21 protein-coding genes are annotated in these 18142 nt (G+C 59.7%); 5 read left to right on the top strand and 16 right to left on the bottom strand.

Annotated features, from left to right (window positions below; translation table 11 throughout):
• Positions 1 to 7 precede the first annotated feature (7 nt).
• A complete protein-coding gene (locus PL597_RS00885) occupies positions 8 to 514 on the bottom strand; it encodes a molybdopterin-dependent oxidoreductase (protein WP_137411509.1) in 507 nt (168 codons plus the stop codon).
• A gap of 603 nt (positions 515 to 1117) precedes the next feature.
• On the opposite strand from PL597_RS00885, the gene PL597_RS00880 reads away from it, so the two are divergent.
• Positions 1118 to 2554, top strand: coding sequence for an NAD-dependent succinate-semialdehyde dehydrogenase (locus tag PL597_RS00880; protein ID WP_271364408.1), 1437 nt, complete (start codon positions 1118 to 1120; stop codon positions 2552 to 2554).
• 234 nt (positions 2555 to 2788) lie between these two features.
• Positions 2789 to 3886 carry a DNA alkylation repair protein gene (locus PL597_RS00875; protein WP_269823493.1) on the top strand — a complete coding sequence of 366 codons (1098 nt, stop codon included), beginning with the start codon at positions 2789 to 2791 and terminating at the stop codon, positions 3884 to 3886.
• Between the two features lie 7 nt (positions 3887 to 3893).
• Here the strand turns inward: PL597_RS00875 and PL597_RS00870 are convergent, their stop codons facing one another.
• From PL597_RS00870 to PL597_RS00850, 5 genes are all read right to left on the bottom strand, one after another.
• Entirely contained in the window at positions 3894 to 4919 is a 1026-nt protein-coding gene (locus PL597_RS00870) for a sulfate/molybdate ABC transporter ATP-binding protein (protein WP_137411506.1), read from the bottom strand.
• 5 nt (positions 4920 to 4924) lie between these two features.
• Positions 4925 to 5812 (bottom strand): sulfate ABC transporter permease subunit CysW, encoded by an 888-nt coding sequence (gene cysW, locus PL597_RS00865; protein WP_271364407.1) that lies wholly within the window; start codon positions 5810 to 5812, stop codon positions 4925 to 4927.
• A gap of 3 nt (positions 5813 to 5815) precedes the next feature.
• Complete coding sequence (gene cysT, locus PL597_RS00860; protein ID WP_077985140.1) at positions 5816 to 6655, bottom strand: sulfate ABC transporter permease subunit CysT; 840 nt, start codon at positions 6653 to 6655, stop codon at positions 5816 to 5818.
• 57 nt (positions 6656 to 6712) lie between these two features.
• Complete coding sequence (gene cysP, locus PL597_RS00855; RefSeq protein ID WP_142912019.1) at positions 6713 to 7699, bottom strand: thiosulfate ABC transporter substrate-binding protein CysP; 987 nt, start codon at positions 7697 to 7699, stop codon at positions 6713 to 6715.
• Positions 7700 to 7868: 169 nt separating this feature from the next.
• Complete coding sequence (locus PL597_RS00850; protein WP_271364406.1) at positions 7869 to 8939, bottom strand: enoyl-CoA hydratase/isomerase family protein; 1071 nt, start codon at positions 8937 to 8939, stop codon at positions 7869 to 7871.
• Between the two features lie 284 nt (positions 8940 to 9223).
• Between PL597_RS00850 and PL597_RS00845 the strand changes: the two genes are divergently transcribed.
• The gene (locus tag PL597_RS00845; RefSeq protein ID WP_191216685.1) at positions 9224 to 9481 is read left to right on the top strand and encodes a DUF2934 domain-containing protein; all 258 of its coding nucleotides are present in this window, start codon (positions 9224 to 9226) and stop codon (positions 9479 to 9481) included.
• A 137-nt stretch (positions 9482 to 9618) separates the two neighbouring features.
• Here PL597_RS00845 and PL597_RS00840 read toward each other — a convergent pair whose 3' ends face one another.
• Entirely contained in the window at positions 9619 to 10341 is a 723-nt protein-coding gene (locus PL597_RS00840; RefSeq protein ID WP_271364405.1) for an SH3 domain-containing protein, read from the bottom strand.
• 257 nt (positions 10342 to 10598) lie between these two features.
• Here PL597_RS00840 and ubiG point away from each other — a divergent pair, with 257 nt between their 5' ends.
• Entirely contained in the window at positions 10599 to 11351 is a 753-nt protein-coding gene (ubiG, locus tag PL597_RS00835) for a bifunctional 2-polyprenyl-6-hydroxyphenol methylase/3-demethylubiquinol 3-O-methyltransferase UbiG (RefSeq protein ID WP_271364404.1), read from the top strand.
• 38 nt (positions 11352 to 11389) lie between these two features.
• Here ubiG and PL597_RS00830 read toward each other — a convergent pair whose 3' ends face one another.
• The 4 genes from PL597_RS00830 to PL597_RS00815 are packed head-to-tail and all read right to left on the bottom strand — an operon-like array spanning position 11390 to position 13813.
• Positions 11390 to 11818, bottom strand: coding sequence for a DUF1178 family protein (locus PL597_RS00830; protein WP_077985146.1), 429 nt, complete (start codon positions 11816 to 11818; stop codon positions 11390 to 11392).
• Positions 11815 to 12675, bottom strand: a complete 861-nt coding sequence (locus PL597_RS00825; protein WP_269826415.1) for a carbon-nitrogen hydrolase family protein — start codon at positions 12673 to 12675, stop codon at positions 11815 to 11817. Before PL597_RS00825 ends, PL597_RS00830 begins: the two co-directional genes overlap by 4 nt.
• A 33-nt stretch (positions 12676 to 12708) precedes the next feature.
• Positions 12709 to 12963, bottom strand: coding sequence for a glutaredoxin 3 (gene grxC / locus PL597_RS00820; RefSeq protein ID WP_003522552.1), 255 nt, complete (start codon positions 12961 to 12963; stop codon positions 12709 to 12711).
• Between the two features lie 58 nt (positions 12964 to 13021).
• Positions 13022 to 13813 (bottom strand): ComF family protein, encoded by a 792-nt coding sequence (locus PL597_RS00815; protein WP_269826414.1) that lies wholly within the window; start codon positions 13811 to 13813, stop codon positions 13022 to 13024.
• Between the two features lie 143 nt (positions 13814 to 13956).
• On the opposite strand from PL597_RS00815, the gene PL597_RS00810 reads away from it, so the two are divergent.
• Entirely contained in the window at positions 13957 to 14838 is an 882-nt protein-coding gene (locus PL597_RS00810; protein ID WP_142912025.1) for a methyltransferase domain-containing protein, read from the top strand.
• Positions 14839 to 14857: 19 nt separating this feature from the next.
• On the opposite strand, the gene PL597_RS00805 is transcribed toward PL597_RS00810, so the two are convergent.
• From PL597_RS00805 to argJ, 5 genes are all read right to left on the bottom strand, one after another.
• On the bottom strand, positions 14858 to 15046 hold the full coding sequence (locus tag PL597_RS00805) for a Flp family type IVb pilin (protein WP_077985149.1): 189 nt from the start codon (positions 15044 to 15046) through the stop codon (positions 14858 to 14860).
• A gap of 94 nt (positions 15047 to 15140) precedes the next feature.
• Positions 15141 to 15455 (bottom strand): hypothetical protein, encoded by a 315-nt coding sequence (locus PL597_RS00800; RefSeq protein WP_077985150.1) that lies wholly within the window; start codon positions 15453 to 15455, stop codon positions 15141 to 15143.
• A gap of 171 nt (positions 15456 to 15626) precedes the next feature.
• Complete coding sequence (gene mutT / locus PL597_RS00795; protein ID WP_003522547.1) at positions 15627 to 16040, bottom strand: 8-oxo-dGTP diphosphatase MutT; 414 nt, start codon at positions 16038 to 16040, stop codon at positions 15627 to 15629.
• The gene (locus PL597_RS00790) at positions 16037 to 16813 is read right to left on the bottom strand and encodes a GNAT family N-acetyltransferase (protein WP_271364403.1); all 777 of its coding nucleotides are present in this window, start codon (positions 16811 to 16813) and stop codon (positions 16037 to 16039) included. Before PL597_RS00790 ends, mutT begins: the two co-directional genes overlap by 4 nt.
• Before the next feature lie 18 nt (positions 16814 to 16831).
• Complete coding sequence (argJ, locus tag PL597_RS00785; protein ID WP_142912027.1) at positions 16832 to 18073, bottom strand: bifunctional glutamate N-acetyltransferase/amino-acid acetyltransferase ArgJ; 1242 nt, start codon at positions 18071 to 18073, stop codon at positions 16832 to 16834.
• Positions 18074 to 18142 lie beyond the last annotated feature (69 nt).

Here is an 18142-nt window from a genome sequence, read left to right as displayed (position 1 = left end):
GGCACCTTTATTCCACTATCAGTTTGGCAACTTGCCATGCTGATCGCGAGTAGTATGTCTGCTTCTGCAGCTCCGGATCGCTGTCATAGGGATAGATGACGAACAACGGGCCTTTTTCGCGAACTGTCATGTAATTGCCATCCAGCTTGATCGCCAGGATAACGTTAAATTTCTTAAAATCTTCAATAGGTATCGTGCTGACATAGTCGTTGAGAGCGACTGCCGTGACGCTGGTGCCCTTTGCGCCGACGAGATCCATCAATTTTGCCAGCGAAACACCATCGAAACGGACCCGGCCATCATGCCAGGGTGTCATTGTTTCCACTGTGTCCATGCCAAGCGCTTCCAGCATGTCACGATCAAACACCGCAGCGCCTTCGGCATTCGTATTGGTGATGTTTCCGGATATGGTTAATATCGGTTTTCCTTGCGGTTTGGCAATTTCGCCGGCTTCGGCGCAGGAAAGCCACGCGAGCGACAAGAACGCACTGAGAAGTACCCGGGCGAAACTCATGCTTTTTCTCCATCGATAACGTTCAGGTCGAGGGTTTTCGCCAACCTTTGAAGTTCAAGTGAACCGGTGCCAGTAATATATATCAGGAATCAGTGTTATATCCTCACTGAGATTTTATCCGTATTTTCTCTAGGTTTTGAGTAAACCCTTTGGATAATTTTTTCACCTTATTGTAATTTTTCGGGCCACACGCCCCGATATGACGCAAGTGGCAGACTGCGGAGACCCTCCCGATAATTCACCCGGTTGGGCAAAGGCCGAATTGTGTCGAGAACCTTTCCCTCACCGCGCACCTCATCTGATTCGTCTGAGGCAGCGGGATACGCGGCGCCCCGTCTGCGCGCCGGGGAAAGAGGGATGACAGATTCTCCACCGCGGAAAAATCGTGCCGATTGCCGGTGTGCACGGTTGAAACACGTCGCCCGGACCTTAATATAAAGGCTGTCGTTTCCGGCAATTCCACGAGCCCCGTCGGAAATATCCAGACACATATTCCGCGCAGCGAAAGCCGCGATGCCGGATATCCTCCGGCCAGGAAAATTCTGTTCACGTCTCCGGGCCGGACGGCATCCGCCGTATCGTCCGCATCATGAAGGTAGCCCAATGCACACCTATCCCGACATCAAACTTCTCATTGATGGCGAATGGCGAGACGCCGTTTCCGGAAAGACGATCGCCGTGTCCGATCCGGCAACCGACGAGATCATCGGCGCGATTGCCCATGCCGAGAAGGAAGACCTCGATCTGGCGCTGGCCGCTGCCGAGCGCGGTTTCAAGCTGTGGCGCGACACCTCCCCCTACGAGCGTTCGAAGATCATGCGCAAGGCGGCCGATATCCTGCGCGAGCGCAAGGACAAAATCGCCTACATCATGACCCGCGAGCAGGGTAAGCCGCTGGCGCAATCCGCCACCGAAATCATGGGCGCCGCCGATACCATCGACTGGTTCGCGGAAGAAGCCCGCCGCACCTATGGCCAGGTCATTCCCGCGCGTGCAACCGGCGTTTCGCAGCTTGCCATCAAGTTGCCGGTCGGCCCTGTGGCGGCATTCACGCCTTGGAACTTCCCGATCAACCAGATCGTCCGCAAGCTGTCCGCAGCGCTTGCCACCGGCTGCTCCATCATCGTCAAGGCACCGGAGGAAACACCGGCATCGCCGGCCGAACTCATCCGCGCTTTCGTGGATGCGGGTGTCCCGGCTGGCGTCATCGGCCTCGTTTACGGCGTTCCCTCTGAAATTTCGGAATATCTGATCCCGCATCCGGTCATCCGCAAGATTTCCTTCACGGGCTCCACCCCCGTCGGCAAACATCTGGCGGCGCTGGCAGGCAAGCACATGAAGCGCGCCACGATGGAGCTTGGCGGCCATGCGCCCGTCATGATCTTTGACGATGCCGATATCGACAAGGCGATAGAGGTCACCTCACTTGCGAAATTCCGCAATGCCGGCCAGGTCTGCGTCGCCCCCACCCGCTTCCTCGTTCAGGATGGCGTGGCGGACCGATTCCTTGAGGGTTTCGTGGAAGCGACAAAGGCCATCAAGGTCGGCAATGGTCTCGAAGATGGCGTCATCATGGGCCCGCTTGCCAATGAGCGCCGCATTCCGGCACTGGAAGGCCTCATCAACGACGCCGTTTCCCATGGCGGCGAATTGAAGACCGGCGGTCGCCGCATCGGCAACAAGGGCAATTTCTTCGAGCCTACGGTTCTCGCCAATGTGCCGACCACCGCCAAAATCATGAATGACGAACCCTTCGGCCCGGTTGCGATCATCAATCGCTTCTCGAGCTTCGATGACGCCATCACTGAGGCGAACCGCCTGCCCTTCGGTCTTGCATCCTATGCCTTTACCGGCTCGGTCAAGACCGCACATGCGCTCGGCCAGCAGGTCGAAGCCGGCATGCTGACCATCAACCATAACGGCCTTGCGCTTCCGGAAGTCCCCTTCGGCGGCATCAAGGATTCCGGTTACGGCACGGAAGGCGGCTCGGAGGCGGTTCTGGCCTATCTGGAGACCAAATTCGTCAGCCAGATGAGCTGAGTGTTCCAAAATTTCTTCTCCCCGCCGGGAGAAGGTGGCCCGAGGGTCGGATGAGGGGGCAAGATCGCGACTTATCGCTACCCTTGCCCTCTCATCCCGCTGCCGCGACCTTCTTCCCGGACGGGGAGAAGAAGCGAGCTGCAACCACGCAGTCTGTCTGAAAATCGCTCAGCCTTATCTTGCCTCACACTTCACCATCCCCTAAAAGAACAAAAAGTGAACTTTGGGGGCACTATGAACGACACGGCGGCACCGGCACTGAAGGAAATCTTCAACCACGAAAAATTGCGGCATATCGCCGATCAGACCAAGGCGGTTCATCCGGCCTTCGACGTTTCCGCCTTCATGGCGCTCGCCACCGAAAACCTTGAAGCGCTTGGCATCATGCAACGCATGCGGCAGGTGGCGACGAGCCTGCACGCCACGCTTCCCGGCGACTATGCCCGCAACATCGAAATCCTGACCGCCGCAGCCCCCGGCATCGGCAATGGCTTCGCATCCATTTCGTTACCGGAATATGTGGCGCTCTACGGTCTCGATGATTTTGATCTTTCCATGGAAGCGCTGCATTATTTCACTCGCTTCGGCTCCTCGGAATTCGCTATCCGTCATTTTCTGCAGAAGGACTTAGGCGCCACCCTTGCCGTGATGGAAACGTGGTCACGGCACGAGAACGAACATGTGCGGCGGCTGGCGAGCGAGGGCTGCCGGCCGCGCCTGCCATGGTCGTTCCAGCTCAAGCCTCTCATCGACGATCCTTCGCCGGTCACCGCGATCCTTGAGGCCATGAAAGCCGACGAGGCGCTTTATGTGCGCAAATCCGTCGCCAATCATCTGAACGACATCACCAAGGACAATCCCGCTTTCGTGCTGGCGCTCATCGATGCATGGCCGAAGGACAATCCGCATACGCGCTGGATTACACGGCAGGCCCTACGCACCTTGATCAAGAAGGGCGACGCCGCCGCCCTTGCCCATCTCGGCGCGCATGAGGAAGCGGAAATTTCCCTTGCGGCATTTCAGGTTACGCCGGACAAGGTTGCGCTCGGCAATCCGGTGCGGATTTCAGCCTCTTTCACCTCAGCGGCGAAACGCCCGCAGAAACTGGTGATCGACTACGCCGTGCATTACGTGAAGAAGAGCGGCGACGCCTCGGCGAAAGTCTTCAAGTGGAAAGAAATCGAGCTTCAGCCTGACGAGACGTGCGCGTTGTCGATCAGCCGCGCCATACGCGATTTCACGACCCGCAAACACTATCCGGGCATCCACAGGGTCGACCTGATGATCAACGGCAAGCTTGTGGCGGAAAGCGCCTTCGAGCTTCTGGGTTGATCGCGGCTCACGCCGCCGGGAAAATCTTCGCCCGGCGGATGATGACGGAACCGCGGTCTCCGGCGGCGACATCGTTTTCCGGCGGCACGTCGAACTCGAGAAGGTCGCCGCCATCGGTGCTGGCGATCACCCGACGCTCGCCCGCGCGGTCGAGAACCCGCGCCACAGAGGCCGGAATGCCATCATGCAAATCTTCCCATTCGAGATCGCCGGGGCGAGCATAGATGTCCACCGCGCCGTCGCCTTGGGCATAGGAGAAAGGCAGCTCGTTATCGCCGACATAGACCTTGCCGCCGCGCGCCACGCCGGAGACCCGGTTGGCATCGCCCAGAAAGCGCATGACGAAGGCGCTGTTCGGCTGGCGGCAGACCTCTTTCGGCGTACCCTGCTGCACGATCTCGCCCTGATTGAGAATGACGACACGGTCGGCGAGATCGAGCGCCTCTTCCTGGTCATGCGTCACGAAAATCGTGGTGATGCCCAGCGCATCGTGAATTTCGCGCAGCCAGCGGCGAAGATCCCGTCGCACATTGGCGTCCAGCGCCCCGAAAGGCTCATCGAGCAGAAGCACCTTCGGATCGACCGAAAGCGCACGCGCCAGCGCCACACGCTGCCGCTGCCCGCCGGAAATCTGCGCCGGGAAACGGTCCCCCAGGCCATCGAGCTTCACCAGCCGCAAAAGTTCCTCGACGCGGGCGTCGATCGCCGCCTTGTCCCGCTTCACCTTCGAGACCTTCATGCCGAAAGCGATGTTTTGATGCAGGGTCATATGCGGGAAGAGCGCGTAATGCTGGAACACGAAACCGACGCCCCGATCACGCACCGGAATATTGGTGGCGTCCTCGTCGCCGAAAAAGATTCGGCCGCCATCGCCATATTCGAGACCGGCGACCATGCGCAAAATCGTGGTCTTGCCGGAGCCTGAGGGACCGAGCAGCGCCAGAAGTTCACCGCTTTCGATATCCAGCGAAACATCGCGCACGGCGCGGAAAGTATCGAAGGTCTTCACCACATTTTCGAGGCGGATTTTCATGGGAATCAGGTCTCCGTGGCGATGGCGGCATCGCCGTTGGTCTTCTTGGCCCTGCGCCCGGCGCCGCGCCGTTCCAGCGCCACCTTGGCGATGATCGTGACTACTGCAAGCAAGGCGAGGATGGAGGCCGAGGCAAAAGCGCCGGCGGCTTGATAATCGTGATAGAGCAGCTCGATATGCAGCGGCAGCGTATTGGTCTGGCCGCGAATATTGCCCGATACGACCGATACCGCGCCGAACTCGCCCATCACGCGGGCGTTGCACAGCACGACGCCATAAAGCAGCGCCCATTTGATATTCGGCAAGGTAACCGAAAAGAAAGTGCGCCAGCCGGATGCGCCAAGCGAGGTTGCCGCCTCTTCCAGATCGCGGCCCTGGGCCTGCATCAGCGGGATGAGTTCCCGCGCCACGAAAGGGGCCGTGACGAACATCGAGGCGATGACGATGCCGGGCAGCGCAAACAGTATCTTGATGTCATGCGCATCGAGAAACGGACCGAAAAGCCCCTGCAGGCCGTAAACGAAAAGATAGGCGACACCGGCGACAATCGGCGAGATGGAGAAGGGTATTTCGATCAACACCAGCAGGAAGCGTCGACCGGGGAAATCGAACTTGGTGATCGACCATGCGGCCGCAACCCCGAAGGCCGTGTTGACGGGCACTGCGATCAGCGCCGTCAGCACCGTCAGCATGATGGCGTGGCGGGTATCGGGATGGGTGATGGTGGCCGTATAGGCCTTCCAGCCCTGCGAAAAGGCTTCGATGCCGATGACGATAAGCGGCGCCACGACCAGCAGCGCGCCGATGACCAGCACGAAACCGATCAGGCTGCGGCGAACGAGAGGCGCGTCACCGACACGCGGCGGCTTGCGATGTGAAGAAACGGCGCTCATCTCTCAGCCCCTCACCGTATAACGAAGCGCGCGCGCCTGCAGATAATTGGTCACCGCCAGCATCACGAAGGCGGTGATGAGCAGCACGGAAGCGATGGCGGCGGCAGCCTGATAATCATATTCCTCCAGCCGGATGAAGATCAGCAGCGCCGTGATTTCCGTCGAGAACGGCTGATTGCCGGCGATGAAGATGATCGCCCCGAATTCGCCGAGGCTGCGGGCGAAGGACAGCGACAGACCGGCCAGCAATGCCGGCGTCAACAGCGGCAGGATGATCTTGCGGAAGATTTCAAAATCGGAACCACCGAGCGACTGCGCCGCCTCCTCAAGCGCCGGATCGAGGTCTTCGAGCACCGGCTGCACGGTGCGCACGATGAAGGGAAGGCTGGTAAAGGCCATCGCCACCATGATGCCCAGCGGCGTGTAGGCCACCTTGACGCCGAATTGCGCAAGTACCGAGCCGAACCAGCCATTGCCTGCGAACAGTGTCGTCAGCGCAATGCCGGCAACGGCGGTGGGAAGTGCAAACGGCAGATCGACGATTGCGTCGACAATGCGCCAGCCGGGGAAACGGTAACGCGTCAACACCCAGGCGAGCGCCAGCCCGAAAACGACGTTGAAGAGCGTGGCGGCCAAGGCACTAAGCACGGTAACACGATAACTTGCGACCGCGCGCGGTGAAGAGATGATCGACCAATATTCGGCAGGGCCGAGGCTTGCCGCCTTGAACACCAGCGCCGAGAGCGGCAGGAGCACGATGATGGCGACATAAGTCAGGGTGACGCCAAGGGATAATTTCAGCCCCGGCAGAACATTCCGCTTCAAACCCCGCCCCCAATTCATCAAAAAGCGACCCGGCAGTTTCCCGCCGGGTCTTTTACCTGTTGTGTATCGCTGTGATTAACGGCTGCCATAAAGCGTATCAAGCGTCGCACCGGATGCAAAATGCTCTTTCTGGATTTTGTCCCAACCGCCGAAGACGTCATCGACGTTGACAAGGCGAACGGCCGGGAACTTGTCCTTGAATTCGCCGACAACCTTTTCATTGTGGACGCGGTGGCCAAATTCGGCGGCGATGCGCTGACCTTCCTCGGTATAGAGGAAATCGAGATAGTTTTTCGCCAGATCACGCGAGCCGCGCTTGTCGACCACCTTGTCCACCACGGCCACCGGGAATTCGGCCAGCAGGCTCACGGAGGGCACGACGCCTTCCACCTTGTCTGCACCATATTGCTTGGCGATGCCGCGGGTTTCTGCCTCGAAGGTGATCAGCACGTCACCGATTTCACGCTCAACGAAGGTGGTGGTGGCGGCGCGGCCTCCGGTGTCGAACACCGGCGTATTGTCGAAGATTTTCTTGACGAATGCCTGAACCTTCGCGTCGTCGCCATTAAACTTCTCCTTGGCGTAAGCTGTGGCGGCGAGATAGGTGTAACGGGCGTTGCCCGAAGTCTTGGGGTTGGGGAAAACGATCTTTACGTCGTCGCGGGCAAGGTCGTCCCAGTCCTTTATGCCCTTGGGATTGCCGGCGCGCACGAGGAAGGACGGGAAGGAATAGAACGGCGACGCATCGTTCGGGAAATCCTTCTTCCAGTCGGCGGAAACAAAGCCCTGCTTCACCAGAAAATCGACGTCGGTCACCTGGTTGAAAGTGACAACGTCTGCCTCCAGCCCCTCGACGATGGCGCGGGCCTGCTTGGAGGTGCCGGCATGCGACTGGTCGACAGTTACGCCCGGATGCTGCTTGATGAACGCCTCATTCTCAGCCGCAAAAATTTCGCGAGCAATATCATAGGACGCGTTGAGGATGGTCGTCGGCGATTGCGCCTGCGCCGCACCTGCCAAGAGAGCAGCAATAGCGCTACCGATGATGAGAAGACGTTTCATGAATACCCCCGGCAATTCGAATGACGCTCAACATAGCGGGCGAAGGCAACAGGGGCGAGAAACAGTCATGCTTTCCGGGTGCACTCACTGGAAATTTAGCCCAAAAAGCATCGACTTCAGAGGCGATCATTTCATATACGTCAAGAAGCCGGATTTCTTTTGCGTCGGTTTAAAGACGATGATCGGGAAACAGATTGCCGGAATGCGCGACAAAATAAGGCGCAATGTCCTCCTCCCGCACCTCATCCAGCCGCGCCGGCTGCCAGAGGGGATTACGGTCCTTGTCGACCAGCGCCGCGCGCACGCCCTCGTAAAAATCATGCTGGCGCAATATTTCCGTGCCGGCGGCGAATTCCCGCTCCAGGCATTCGATGAGGCTCGCGCTTTCGCGGCCGAGACGCAGCAGCTTCAGGGTCAGTTTCAGACTGGTGGGCGAGCGTTTTTGCAGGACCTCGAGGGTCTCGCGCGAAAACGCATCCGCACGCGCCGAAAGGGCGGCGAAAATCTCCTCGACCGTGTCGAAACGGAATGTCGCGTCGATGATATCCCGATTGATGGATAAAACGCCTTCATCGGCCTCGACTGCGTGCGCCATGATCGCCGCCTCGATGCTGTCCACATCTGCGGCCTTGGACAGGTCTTGGACCAGACCGTCGAGACGGTCCGAAGGAACACTATAATCGGCAAAACCGGCATAGATGGCATCGGCGGCAGTGACGGCGTTGCCCGTCATTCCCAGCCAGGTGCCGCATTCGCCCGGTGCGCGTGGCAGTAGCCAGGAGCCGCCGACGTCAGGAAAGTACCCGATTCCGGTTTCCGGCATGGCGAGTTTTGTGCGTTCGGTGACGATGCGGTGGCTGCCATGGGCTGAAATGCCGACGCCGCCGCCCATGACGATACCGTCCATAAGGGCGATATAGGGCTTGGCGAAGCGAGCGATGCGATAATTAAGCGGAAATTCTTCCCGCCAGAAATCAAGCACCTGCGGGTCGCCCGCCTTGCCGAGATCGTGAATGATGCGCACATCGCCCCCGGCGCAAAGCCCCCTGTCGCCCTCTCCCGTCAGTACCACGCAGGAAACATCGGGATCGTCCTCGAAACGCTGAAGCGCCTGAAACAGGTCGCGCACCATCGGCAATGTCAGGCTGTTGATGGCCTTCGGGCGATTGAGGCGAATGATGCCGGCCCCTCCCCGTTTTTCGATGATGACCTGTGCATCCGCTTCCGCTCTCCGTTCCAAGGTCGTCTCCTCCGCTGCCCATTCATCCCGCCATCTTGGCGGCCTTGGCGCGATCGCGCAATGTTGATCTTATCCTGCGGGAACGTCTTTCGCTCAAACCGCGTCAATAGATAGAAAATGCCGGAAATCCGTTTTCGCAATGCAGCATGTTTGCTTGACGCCCGGAAAATCATGGCATGTAATGGGTTCTGGAAATGCCGGCATTGCCTCCTGTCGAGCGTGTGCCGGACCACAGCGGAATGTCGCCTTCTCATAGGCGCTGTCAACAGCAACGGGAGACGAGCATGCAGGTTTCGGAACATGAATGGATCAGTAAACGGGCATATACACTCTGGGAAAAGGAAGGCCACCCGCATGGGCGCGATGCGCACCATTGGGAACAGGCCAAACATGAATTTTCGCTGCTGAAGACATCGGAAGCGACGAAACCCGCCACGCGCAAGAAGGCCGCTCCCAAGGCCGCTGCGGCAGAATCCGGACCGGATGCGGAAGCCCCTGCAAAACCCAAGACTCGCGCCCGCAAGGCTGCCGCTGCAAAATAACGCCGCTTCAGTAAATCCAATCAACTATTCAATGGAATAGGCCCGACGAAATCTCGCCGGGCCTATGATTTTGGATGTCGACTGAAGTTCGACGATGCAGCACTTAAGGCCCGTTGCTTTACAATGGCCGAAAACGCTTACTGACCTATCCCAAGATCCCGTTTCAGGCGGAGAATGCGATCACGATCTTCGTTGTTCTGGCTACTGCCAGCATCTCCACGCGGCGGCTCAGGTGCGCGATTACCTTCGTTCCATTCCCCATGACGACGCTCCCAGCGGCCGTCGTTCGGCCCGCCTTGTCGCGGATCACGCCGTTCATCGCGCCGATTGTCGCGCGATTCATCACGACGCCCGTCACGCCAGTCGTCGCGGCGGCTATCACGCCACTCGTCACGCGAACGTGGACGATTCCAGTCGGCGCGGGGCGGCGTGGCGTTCCAGTAACCACCTGACGGCGGCGGACGGCGCCAGCGGTCGCGCTCGCGGTAAAAGTCGCGGTCACGATAATAGCGGTCCCAATAACGGCCGACCTCGAAGGTGATCACCGGCACCCCGAGATCGCGGTAATAACGCGGCTCGACATAGACCCGGTTCTGCCTGTAGGTCGTGGCAATGTAACGACCGGCCACCCAGCCGCGACCGCCCACAAACGAGACATCGCACCACGGCGTATCGGAAAGGCAGCCGTGGACGGTGAGCGGCGCCCCATTCGGGATCACCACGACGGCCGGGTAGGCCGTGCTCGGGCCGGAGCGCATATTCACATTCGCAGTGGCGAAACCGCGCGTCGCAGCCTCGGCAAGAGCCGGCGCGGCGAGCATGGCCAACAGCGCAATTGCGCCTAACAGTTTTTTCTTCACTTCTTTCTCCTCAAGCAAAGGCCCGCTTTGCCCTTGTCGGCATCCACCGTGTTCGACGGACGAGTACGCGTTCCGCATACTGCCACGATCGGAAAATACGCGCAGCTGCATGAACGCAGCATGAAACAAATAAGGCATCCAATCAGTTCCACCTGCGGCAATGAGCGCCCGATAAATCGCCGCCGGAATGGACGACCGGTCTTGACTTCGGAGGGCAATCATCCGACTTCAATGCAACAGCAATATGGAGCAGAACCATGAGCGAAACCGCACAGACGACCGTCGACCAGAGCGAAGTGGATCGCTTCTCTGCGATGGCTGCGGAATGGTGGAGCCCGACCGGCAAGTTCCGCCCGCTCCACAAGTTCAATCCGGTTCGGCTCGAATATATCCGCAACCGCATCTGCGACAATTTCGGCCGCGACCCGAAGGTGCACCGCCCGCTGGAAGGGCTGCGCATATTAGACATTGGCTGCGGCGGCGGCCTTCTCTCTGAACCGGTTGCGCGCATGGGCGCGGATGTGGTGGGCGCCGATCCCTCGGAAAAGAATATCGGCATCGCTTCCACCCACGCCCGCGAAAGCGGGGTAAGCGTTGACTACCGCGCCATGACCGCCGAACAGTTGCAGGAAGCCGGCGAAACCTTCGACGTCATCCTCAACATGGAGGTGGTCGAGCATGTGGCCAATGTCGATCTTTTCGTCACCACCTGCGCGAAAATGGTACGGCCCGGCGGCCTGATGTTCGCGGCCACCATCAACCGCACGCTCAAAGCCCGCGCATTAGCAATCTTCGCCGCCGAAAACGTTCTGCGTTGGCTGCCGCGCGGCACACACCAGTATGAAAAGCTGGTCCGCCCGGAAGAACTCGAGCGGCCGCTGGTGGCGAGCGGCATGGATATCATCCACCGCACCGGCGTCTTTTACAACGTGCTGCAGGATCGCTGGAATCTCTCACCGGATATGGACGTCAACTACATGATGCTGGCGAAAAGACCGGCGCAAGGCTAACGCCGGGCGCGATCTGAGTGATGTCGTTCTAAAGAAATTCAATTCACGTCATCAGGCAAGACCGGCAGCGGCGCGATCTCGATACCCTCATCCAGCAGGGCCCTGGCTTCCTGCGCAGAGGCATTGCCGATGATGCCGCGCTCATCCGCTTCGCCATAGTGGATCTTGCGGGCTTCTTCCGGAAATTTATCGCCGACATCCTCGGCACTGGCGCGGATATTGGCGACAGCCTCGCGGATTTTCGCCATCGCCTCTTTTCTGGCCGTATCCATGGCGAGCGTCTGGCGTTCGTCTTTCTTGCGGGCGGTAGAGACCGAAGGCGCCATCAGTAGTTTTGATACCTGCACGGAATTGCAGACCGGGCAGGACAGGAAACCGCGCTGCAACTGATTGTCGAAATCGTCGCTACCGGCAAACCAGCCCTCGAACTCATGGCCCTTTTCACAGGCCAGCGCATAACGGATCACGCCGCTTCACCTCCAGCAGGTTTCAAGGGAATGACAGTGTCCAGTCCGAACTCGCGGGCATTGCGCAGATTGGGAATTTTGCCACGCGCGGCAGCCACCATCGACGTATCGATCTCGGCGAAGATGATCTCTTCGCCAGCGCCGCCGGCAATGGCCAGAATCTTGCCCCATGGGTCAATGATGATGGAGTGGCCGAAGGTCTCGCGCCCGTCCTCATGCACGCCAGCCTGCGCGGCGGCGATGACGAAAGCGCCATTTTCGATGGCGCGGGCGCGCAACAGGATTTCCCAATGGGCTTCCCCCGTCTGCCTGGTGAAAGCCGCCGGAACCGTCAGAACTTCTGCACCGGCCAGCGCTTCAGCGCGAAAAAGCTGCGGGAAACGGACATCGTAGCAGATTGCGAAGCCGAATTTCCCCAGCGGAAGTTCGGCGATACGCGCGACTTCGCCGGGTTGATAAGCGGCGCTTTCACGCCAGCTTTCACCATTGTCGAGATCGACATCGAACATGTGGATTTTGTCATAGCTGCAAATGCGCGAACCATCCGGCGCGAAGAGAAAACCGCGATTGGCAATCTTCCCATCCGGCCGGGCAATCGCGGTCGAGCCGACATGGACATGAATGCCGAGCTCACCGGCGAGACGGGCGGCCGTCGCAACGATGATATCGCCATCGTCATCTCGCAATTGCGCACGCAGCGCCTGCCTGTCCTTCTGAATCGCACCCGTCATTTCCGGGGTCTGCACATAAACAGCGCCCTCGGCCGCGGCCGCACGCACAAGCCGTTCCATATCGGCGGCGTTTCTTGCCGGATCGACGCCGGAGCGCATCTGAATGGCGGCAGCCTTGAAACTCATCACATCCTCCATACCCGCGAGAATCGCGGCCGATCAGGCGGCCAGCAGCGCGTCCAGTTTACCGGCGCGCTCCAGCGCGTGCAGATCGTCACAGCCGCCGACATGCTGGCCGTTGATGAAGATTTGCGGGAAGGTCGTTCCGCCGGATTTCTCGATCATTTCCTGCCGGTATTCCGGTGTCGTCGTGGCGTTATATTCGGCGTAATCCACGCCCTTGCTGTCCAGCAGCGCCTTGGCGCGCGCGCAATAACCACAAAAATCCCGCGTATAGATCGTCACCGGTGCCATGTTCTCGAAGCCCTCGCAAACGTGCGGTAAAACGCACGATAAAGTCGTCATTCAGGTTTCATATAGGCCCGGAAATGGCCATTGCAAAGGTCAAAACCGTCACATCCGCGGCACCGGCCTTGCGCAGGGCGCGGCTTGCCGCACCCACCGTCGCGCCGGTGGTATAGACGTCGTCCACCAGCACCACGCGCTTGCCATGGAAATCACCTTCACGGCCGGGCGCAAGCGAGAAAGCGCCGCGCACATTGTCGCGCCGGGCAAGTGCGGAAAGCCCAACCTGCCGCTCCGTCGGCTTCACACGCAGCAGCGTGCCGGCAGCCAAGGGCTTGCCGGCGACCCTGGCCAGATGCCGGGCCAGCTCGGCGGATTGATTGAAGCGGCGGCGCAGGAAACGGCTGCGATGCAATGGAACCGGCACGATGCAATCGCAGGCATCCACCGTTCCGTCGCTTGCCCTTAGCATCCACAGCGCCATCAGGCGGGCGAGATCGGTCCGGTCCTGATATTTCAGCCGGTGCACGAGTTTGCGGGCGGTTCCCTCATGGCTTGCGACGGCGCGCAGCCGGTCAAAAGGCGGCGGTTCGGCAATCGCCTGCGCGCTCACGAAACCGTCTCCGTGATCCCGCGCGAAGGGAATGCCCAGAACCTCGCAAAAAGGACGATCGATAAAGGCCACATCCCGCCAGCAATCCGCACATAAGGCGCCCTCGCCGCCGGTCATGCGGGTGCAGCCCGCGCAGGTTGGCGGATAGACCATACGAAAGACCGCACGCCACATGTCTCCCGCCGCCGCCGGCGCGGCCGCAGACTTCGACAGCAAACCCGAAAACAGACTTTCACCAGCACCCATGAGGTTGACTTTACCGCCGAACGGGTGCCTTTGCGAGAGCGATAGTTTCCTTCCGACACCGGGAAAACGATGCCCCAAGCGGCATGAGACCAACGATACGGCCCGCCGATCTCAAAGGCGCTTGAGGCCGAGCAGGCAAGACGATGGATATTCTCTTTGACCAGGCCCTGATCGAACAAAACCGTCACCGGGCGTGGGCCAGGCGCGACGACAAGGCCCTGTTTCTTCTCGATATGGCAGCCGAAGAGCTGGCCGACAGGCTTGCCATCGTCGAGCGCCAGTTCGAGACCGCGATCGAACTTCACGGCGGAACCGGCGTCACGGCGCGACGCCTGGCTGAGACCGGCAAGGTGGATACCATTCGCCGTATCGAAACCGAGAGCTCTTTCGCGACGGATGCGAATATTCCCGAGGCCGCTTCCATGGAGCATCTGCCGCTTGAGGAGGCCTCCGCGAACCTCATCGTTTCACCGCTTGCCCTGCACCTGACCAACGATACGCCCGGCGCGCTGATCCAGATCCGGCGGGCATTAAAACCGGACGGCCTGTTTCTCGGCGCCATTCCAGGCAGCGGCACCCTGCAGGAACTGCGCGACGTGCTGCTGACCGCAGAGGCCGAATTGACCGGAGGTGCCAGCCCACGTGTCATTCCTTTCGCCGATGTACGAGACGTCGGCGCGCTTTTGCAGCGCGCCGGGTTTGCGCTCCCCGTGACCGATGCGGAAAGCTATACGGTGCGTTACGATTCAATTTTCCCGCTGATGCGCGACCTGCGCGCCATGGGCATGGCCAACCCACTGGCAAGCCGCAGCAGAAAGCCGCTCAACCGCGCTTTTTTTCTGCGCGCGGCAGAGCTTTACGCCGAGCGATATTCCGATCCTGACGGACGGATAAGGGCGACATTTTCGGTTATTTACGTATCAGGCTGGGCGCCGCATGAAAGCCAGCAGAAACCGCTTAAACCCGGTTCCGCCAAGGTGCGGCTTGCCGATGCCTTGAAGACAACAGAGGTGAAGCTGTCCTGAGCGATCAGCCAAAAGGTTTCTACTCGGCCAAAGTGTCTGCGATGAACTGAAACACGTCATTGATGTTGCTGCTGATGCTGCCTGCGCCAACGATCAGGGCAGCGGAAATCACCCCGACAATCAGGCCGTACTCCACCGCTGTCGCACCGTTTTCGTTTTTGCATAGATTGATAAGAAAATGCAGCACAGGATATTCCCCATCCGCCATCCGGCGCGTTGCGACAACCGGCGTCCACCCTGTTGAAATCAGCTTTATATTAGGCCGGCGATGTGAGGAATCCGTTACCGTTGATGGTAAACGATCAGCAACCGCTCTCGTTGCTATAACCCATGACCACGCAGGGCGTTTCCGGCATCGGCTGGGTGATGCTGCGGCGGATGGAATAGGTCTTGCCCACATCGGTCTTCTTGATGGAGCCCGTGCTGATCATGTCGTAATTGTCAGGAAACTGCGCCACCCTTGTGGAGGATTTTCCGGCAAGCATGGGAGTGACGATCAGCGAGAGCGCGATAACCGCCGTGCCGAAAAGCAGCGCCACATTGAGCACGCCGGTGCGACGGGACTTGTCAGGATAAGAGTGACGACCTTCCACCGTCTTCCAGAAATCCTCGTTCATGACCAACCTCGTCTCGCGCAGTTTACCGCTTCTTTAGCTTAACAATCTGCCAGAGGGTGCTGAACGATCTCTTAACGAAGCCCCGTTTTGGCACGGTAAAGCACTGGAAGAGAGGTGTTTTCACGAAGCTGTGACGGGATAAGGCAGGAGGGCCGTAGTGACCCCTCGGTTCTACAGCAAATCCTGGAGGAAGGGGATGAGCGGCTCATCGGCCGGCGGCATGGGATAATCGCGCAATGCCTGGGGTTTGACCCATTTAATCGCCTGCCCTTCCCGGCCATGGGCGATGCCTTCATAGCGACGGCACACATAAAGCGGCATCAGGAGGTGAAAGGTCTCGTAGGTATGGCTGGCAAATGTCAGCGGCGCGAGGCAGGCGACCTTGGTTTTGATACCCAGTTCCTCGTCCAGTTCACGGACAAGGGTTTCCTCTGGCGTCTCGCCATGCTCCACCTTGCCGCCTGGAAATTCCCATAAGCCCGCAAGCGACTTGCCTTCGGGACGCTGCGCCAGAAGAATGCGGCCGTCCTGATCGAGAAGTGCGCAGGCGGCGACCAGCAGGATTTTTTTTCCCGCCTCGCTCATTCACCTGAACCCCTGCGCCAGTAGCGATAACGATAAGCCTCGGAGAAGCCGAATTTTTGATAAAGGGCGATGGCAGGCGCATTGGTGGAGACGACCTGCAGCCAGGCGGTTTTTGCGCCGCTTATTCTGGCCCAGCGCAGTGCCGACGACAGAACCTGCGTGCCCAGCCCCTTTTTACGTTGCGACTTTTCGACATCAAGCGAGATGACGCCGGCAAGATCGTTATCCTGCACGCAGATCATGGTGGCGAGCGGGTTACCCTCCACTTCCTCGTTGATGAAAAGGCCGAGCATCGGCTTGATGGAACTGACGATTTCAGCGATTGCCGGGCGCAGCGCCGGATCGCCATCGCTGACCTTGATGCTGGCTTCGACAAACCGGCCGATATCGTGGCTCGGCAGGCTGACCAGCGTTTCCGGCAGCTCCATGCTGGAGAGATCGGCCGTCATAACCATGACCTCTTCGAAGACGGACCAGCCATCAGCAGACAGAAAATCCACGAGTTGCCGCGGCATCAGTGTCGTTTCGCGTACCACCAGCGGCCGGCCGAAATCCTCGAAACGCTTGCGCGCCTTTTCCAGCCGCAGCGCGCTGTTTCCGTAATCGGACGGATCGAGCGGCACCACGCAGTTAATGCGTTTGGAGGGGTGTGAACCCGTCAGGCGAATTTGCCAGCTGCCGTCATAAATCACTGACGACGCAGGCCATGCCCGGAAGCTGACGGCTTCCAGACGGCGAACCAGCGGCAGATTGACGGCTTTATTGTCCTGCATTCTCTTCGGCTCCAACGGTCAGCTCCGATAGTCGCCGTTGATCGCAACATATTCTTTCGTCAGGTCACAGGTCCAGACGGTGGCCGTTCCCTGACCGAGACCGATATCCACCTTCACTGGAATGTCTTCGAGACGCATCACCGCGCTGGTTTCCGCCTCCGAATAATCCGGGTCGCGCTCGCCGTTGACGGCCACGCGCACGCCGCCGAACCAGATGGCGAGACGGTCGCGGTCTGCCATCTCACCGGACTTGCCGACAGCCATGACGACGCGGCCCCAATTGGCGTCTTCGCCGGCAACCGCGGTCTTCACCAGCGGCGAATTGGCGATAGAAAGAGCGATCTTCTTGGCGGCGGCATCGTTTTCCGCGCCTGTTACAGTGACTTCCACCATCTTGCGTGCGCCTTCGCCGTCGCGAACCACCTGCAACGCGAGATCCTTCAGGAGATCGTTAAGCGCCGTGCGGAACGAGGACAGGCGCTCGTCATCGGCGCTCGTCACCTTAACCTGGCCGTCTTCCGCTGCTGCACCCGTGGCGAACAGCATCAGCGTATCGGAGGTGGAGGTATCGCTATCAACCGTCACGGAATTGAAGGTCGGGCCGACACCGGCAGAGAGCAGCGACTGCAGGGCGGCGGGCTCGATATCCGCATCCGTCACCACGAAGGAGAGCATTGTCGCCATATCGGGTGCAATCATGCCGGCACCCTTGGAAATGCCGTTGATCGTGACGATCACGCCGCCGATCTCGGCGGTGCGGGTCGCGACCTTGGGATAGGTGTCGGTCGTCATGATCGCCTTGGCGGCTTCCTGCCAGAAATCGGCTTCCGCCCTGACATTCATGTCACCGAGAACGCCGGCAAATTTCGTCGCATCCAGCGGCTCGCCGATCACGCCCGTCGATGCGAGAAAGACCTCGCCTTCAGCACAGCCGACGGCGGCGGCGGCGGATTTCGCCGTCAATTCGGTCGCGGCCTTGCCCTTGAGGCCGGTAAAGGCATTGGCATTGCCGGAATTGACCACCACGGCGCGCGCCACGCCGCCGCCGAGATTGGCGCGGCAGAAATCGACCGGGGCGGAGGGGCACTTCGATTTGGTGAAGACGCCGGCAACACTTGCAGGCTTGTCGAACACCATCAACAGAACATCCGTGCGGTTCTTGTACTTGATGCCGGCGGCGGCCGTCGCCATGCGAACGCCGCGCAGCGCCGGCATGTCGGGATAGGATTTCGGAGCGAGCGGGGAAACGGCAACGGACATGGGAAGCGCCTGAAATTCTGGAAAAGGGGTCTGGAATGCCTGAGATGAAACGGGGCGGCCCATAGCCGC

Origin of the sequence: Agrobacterium sp. ST15.13.013 (assembly GCF_027956525.1) — a bacterium.
Taxonomy (GTDB): Bacteria; Pseudomonadota; Alphaproteobacteria; order Rhizobiales; family Rhizobiaceae; genus Agrobacterium; species Agrobacterium salinitolerans.
This window is presented reverse-complemented; position numbering and strand designations above follow the sequence as displayed.

What these genes read in the sequence shown, in the direction of transcription:
- PL597_RS00815 (WP_269826414.1), bottom strand. Translation starts at nt 13,813, where the DNA reads ATGGGTGCTGGTGAAAGTCTGTTTTCGGGTTTGCTGTCGAAGTCTGCG.
- cysW (WP_271364407.1), bottom strand. Translation starts at nt 5,812, where the DNA reads ATGAGCGCCGTTTCTTCACATCGCAAGCCGCCGCGTGTCGGTGACGCG.
- ubiG (WP_271364404.1), top strand. Translation starts at nt 10,599, where the DNA reads ATGAGCGAAACCGCACAGACGACCGTCGACCAGAGCGAAGTGGATCGC.
- PL597_RS00885 (WP_137411509.1), bottom strand. Translation starts at nt 514, where the DNA reads ATGAGTTTCGCCCGGGTACTTCTCAGTGCGTTCTTGTCGCTCGCGTGG.
- PL597_RS00845 (WP_191216685.1), top strand. Translation starts at nt 9,224, where the DNA reads ATGCAGGTTTCGGAACATGAATGGATCAGTAAACGGGCATATACACTC.
- PL597_RS00825 (WP_269826415.1), bottom strand. Translation starts at nt 12,675, where the DNA reads ATGAGTTTCAAGGCTGCCGCCATTCAGATGCGCTCCGGCGTCGATCCG.
- cysP (WP_142912019.1), bottom strand. Translation starts at nt 7,699, where the DNA reads ATGAAACGTCTTCTCATCATCGGTAGCGCTATTGCTGCTCTCTTGGCA.
- grxC (WP_003522552.1), bottom strand. Translation starts at nt 12,963, where the DNA reads ATGGCACCGGTGACGATCTATACGCGGGATTTTTGTGGTTATTGCGCG.
- PL597_RS00800 (WP_077985150.1), bottom strand. Translation starts at nt 15,455, where the DNA reads ATGAACGAGGATTTCTGGAAGACGGTGGAAGGTCGTCACTCTTATCCT.
- cysT (WP_077985140.1), bottom strand. Translation starts at nt 6,655, where the DNA reads ATGAATTGGGGGCGGGGTTTGAAGCGGAATGTTCTGCCGGGGCTGAAA.
- PL597_RS00790 (WP_271364403.1), bottom strand. Translation starts at nt 16,813, where the DNA reads ATGCAGGACAATAAAGCCGTCAATCTGCCGCTGGTTCGCCGTCTGGAA.
- mutT (WP_003522547.1), bottom strand. Translation starts at nt 16,040, where the DNA reads ATGAGCGAGGCGGGAAAAAAAATCCTGCTGGTCGCCGCCTGCGCACTT.
- PL597_RS00880 (WP_271364408.1), top strand. Translation starts at nt 1,118, where the DNA reads ATGCACACCTATCCCGACATCAAACTTCTCATTGATGGCGAATGGCGA.
- PL597_RS00810 (WP_142912025.1), top strand. Translation starts at nt 13,957, where the DNA reads ATGGATATTCTCTTTGACCAGGCCCTGATCGAACAAAACCGTCACCGG.
- PL597_RS00805 (WP_077985149.1), bottom strand. Translation starts at nt 15,046, where the DNA reads ATGGCGGATGGGGAATATCCTGTGCTGCATTTTCTTATCAATCTATGC.
- PL597_RS00870 (WP_137411506.1), bottom strand. Translation starts at nt 4,919, where the DNA reads ATGAAAATCCGCCTCGAAAATGTGGTGAAGACCTTCGATACTTTCCGC.
- PL597_RS00875 (WP_269823493.1), top strand. Translation starts at nt 2,789, where the DNA reads ATGAACGACACGGCGGCACCGGCACTGAAGGAAATCTTCAACCACGAA.
- argJ (WP_142912027.1), bottom strand. Translation starts at nt 18,073, where the DNA reads ATGTCCGTTGCCGTTTCCCCGCTCGCTCCGAAATCCTATCCCGACATG.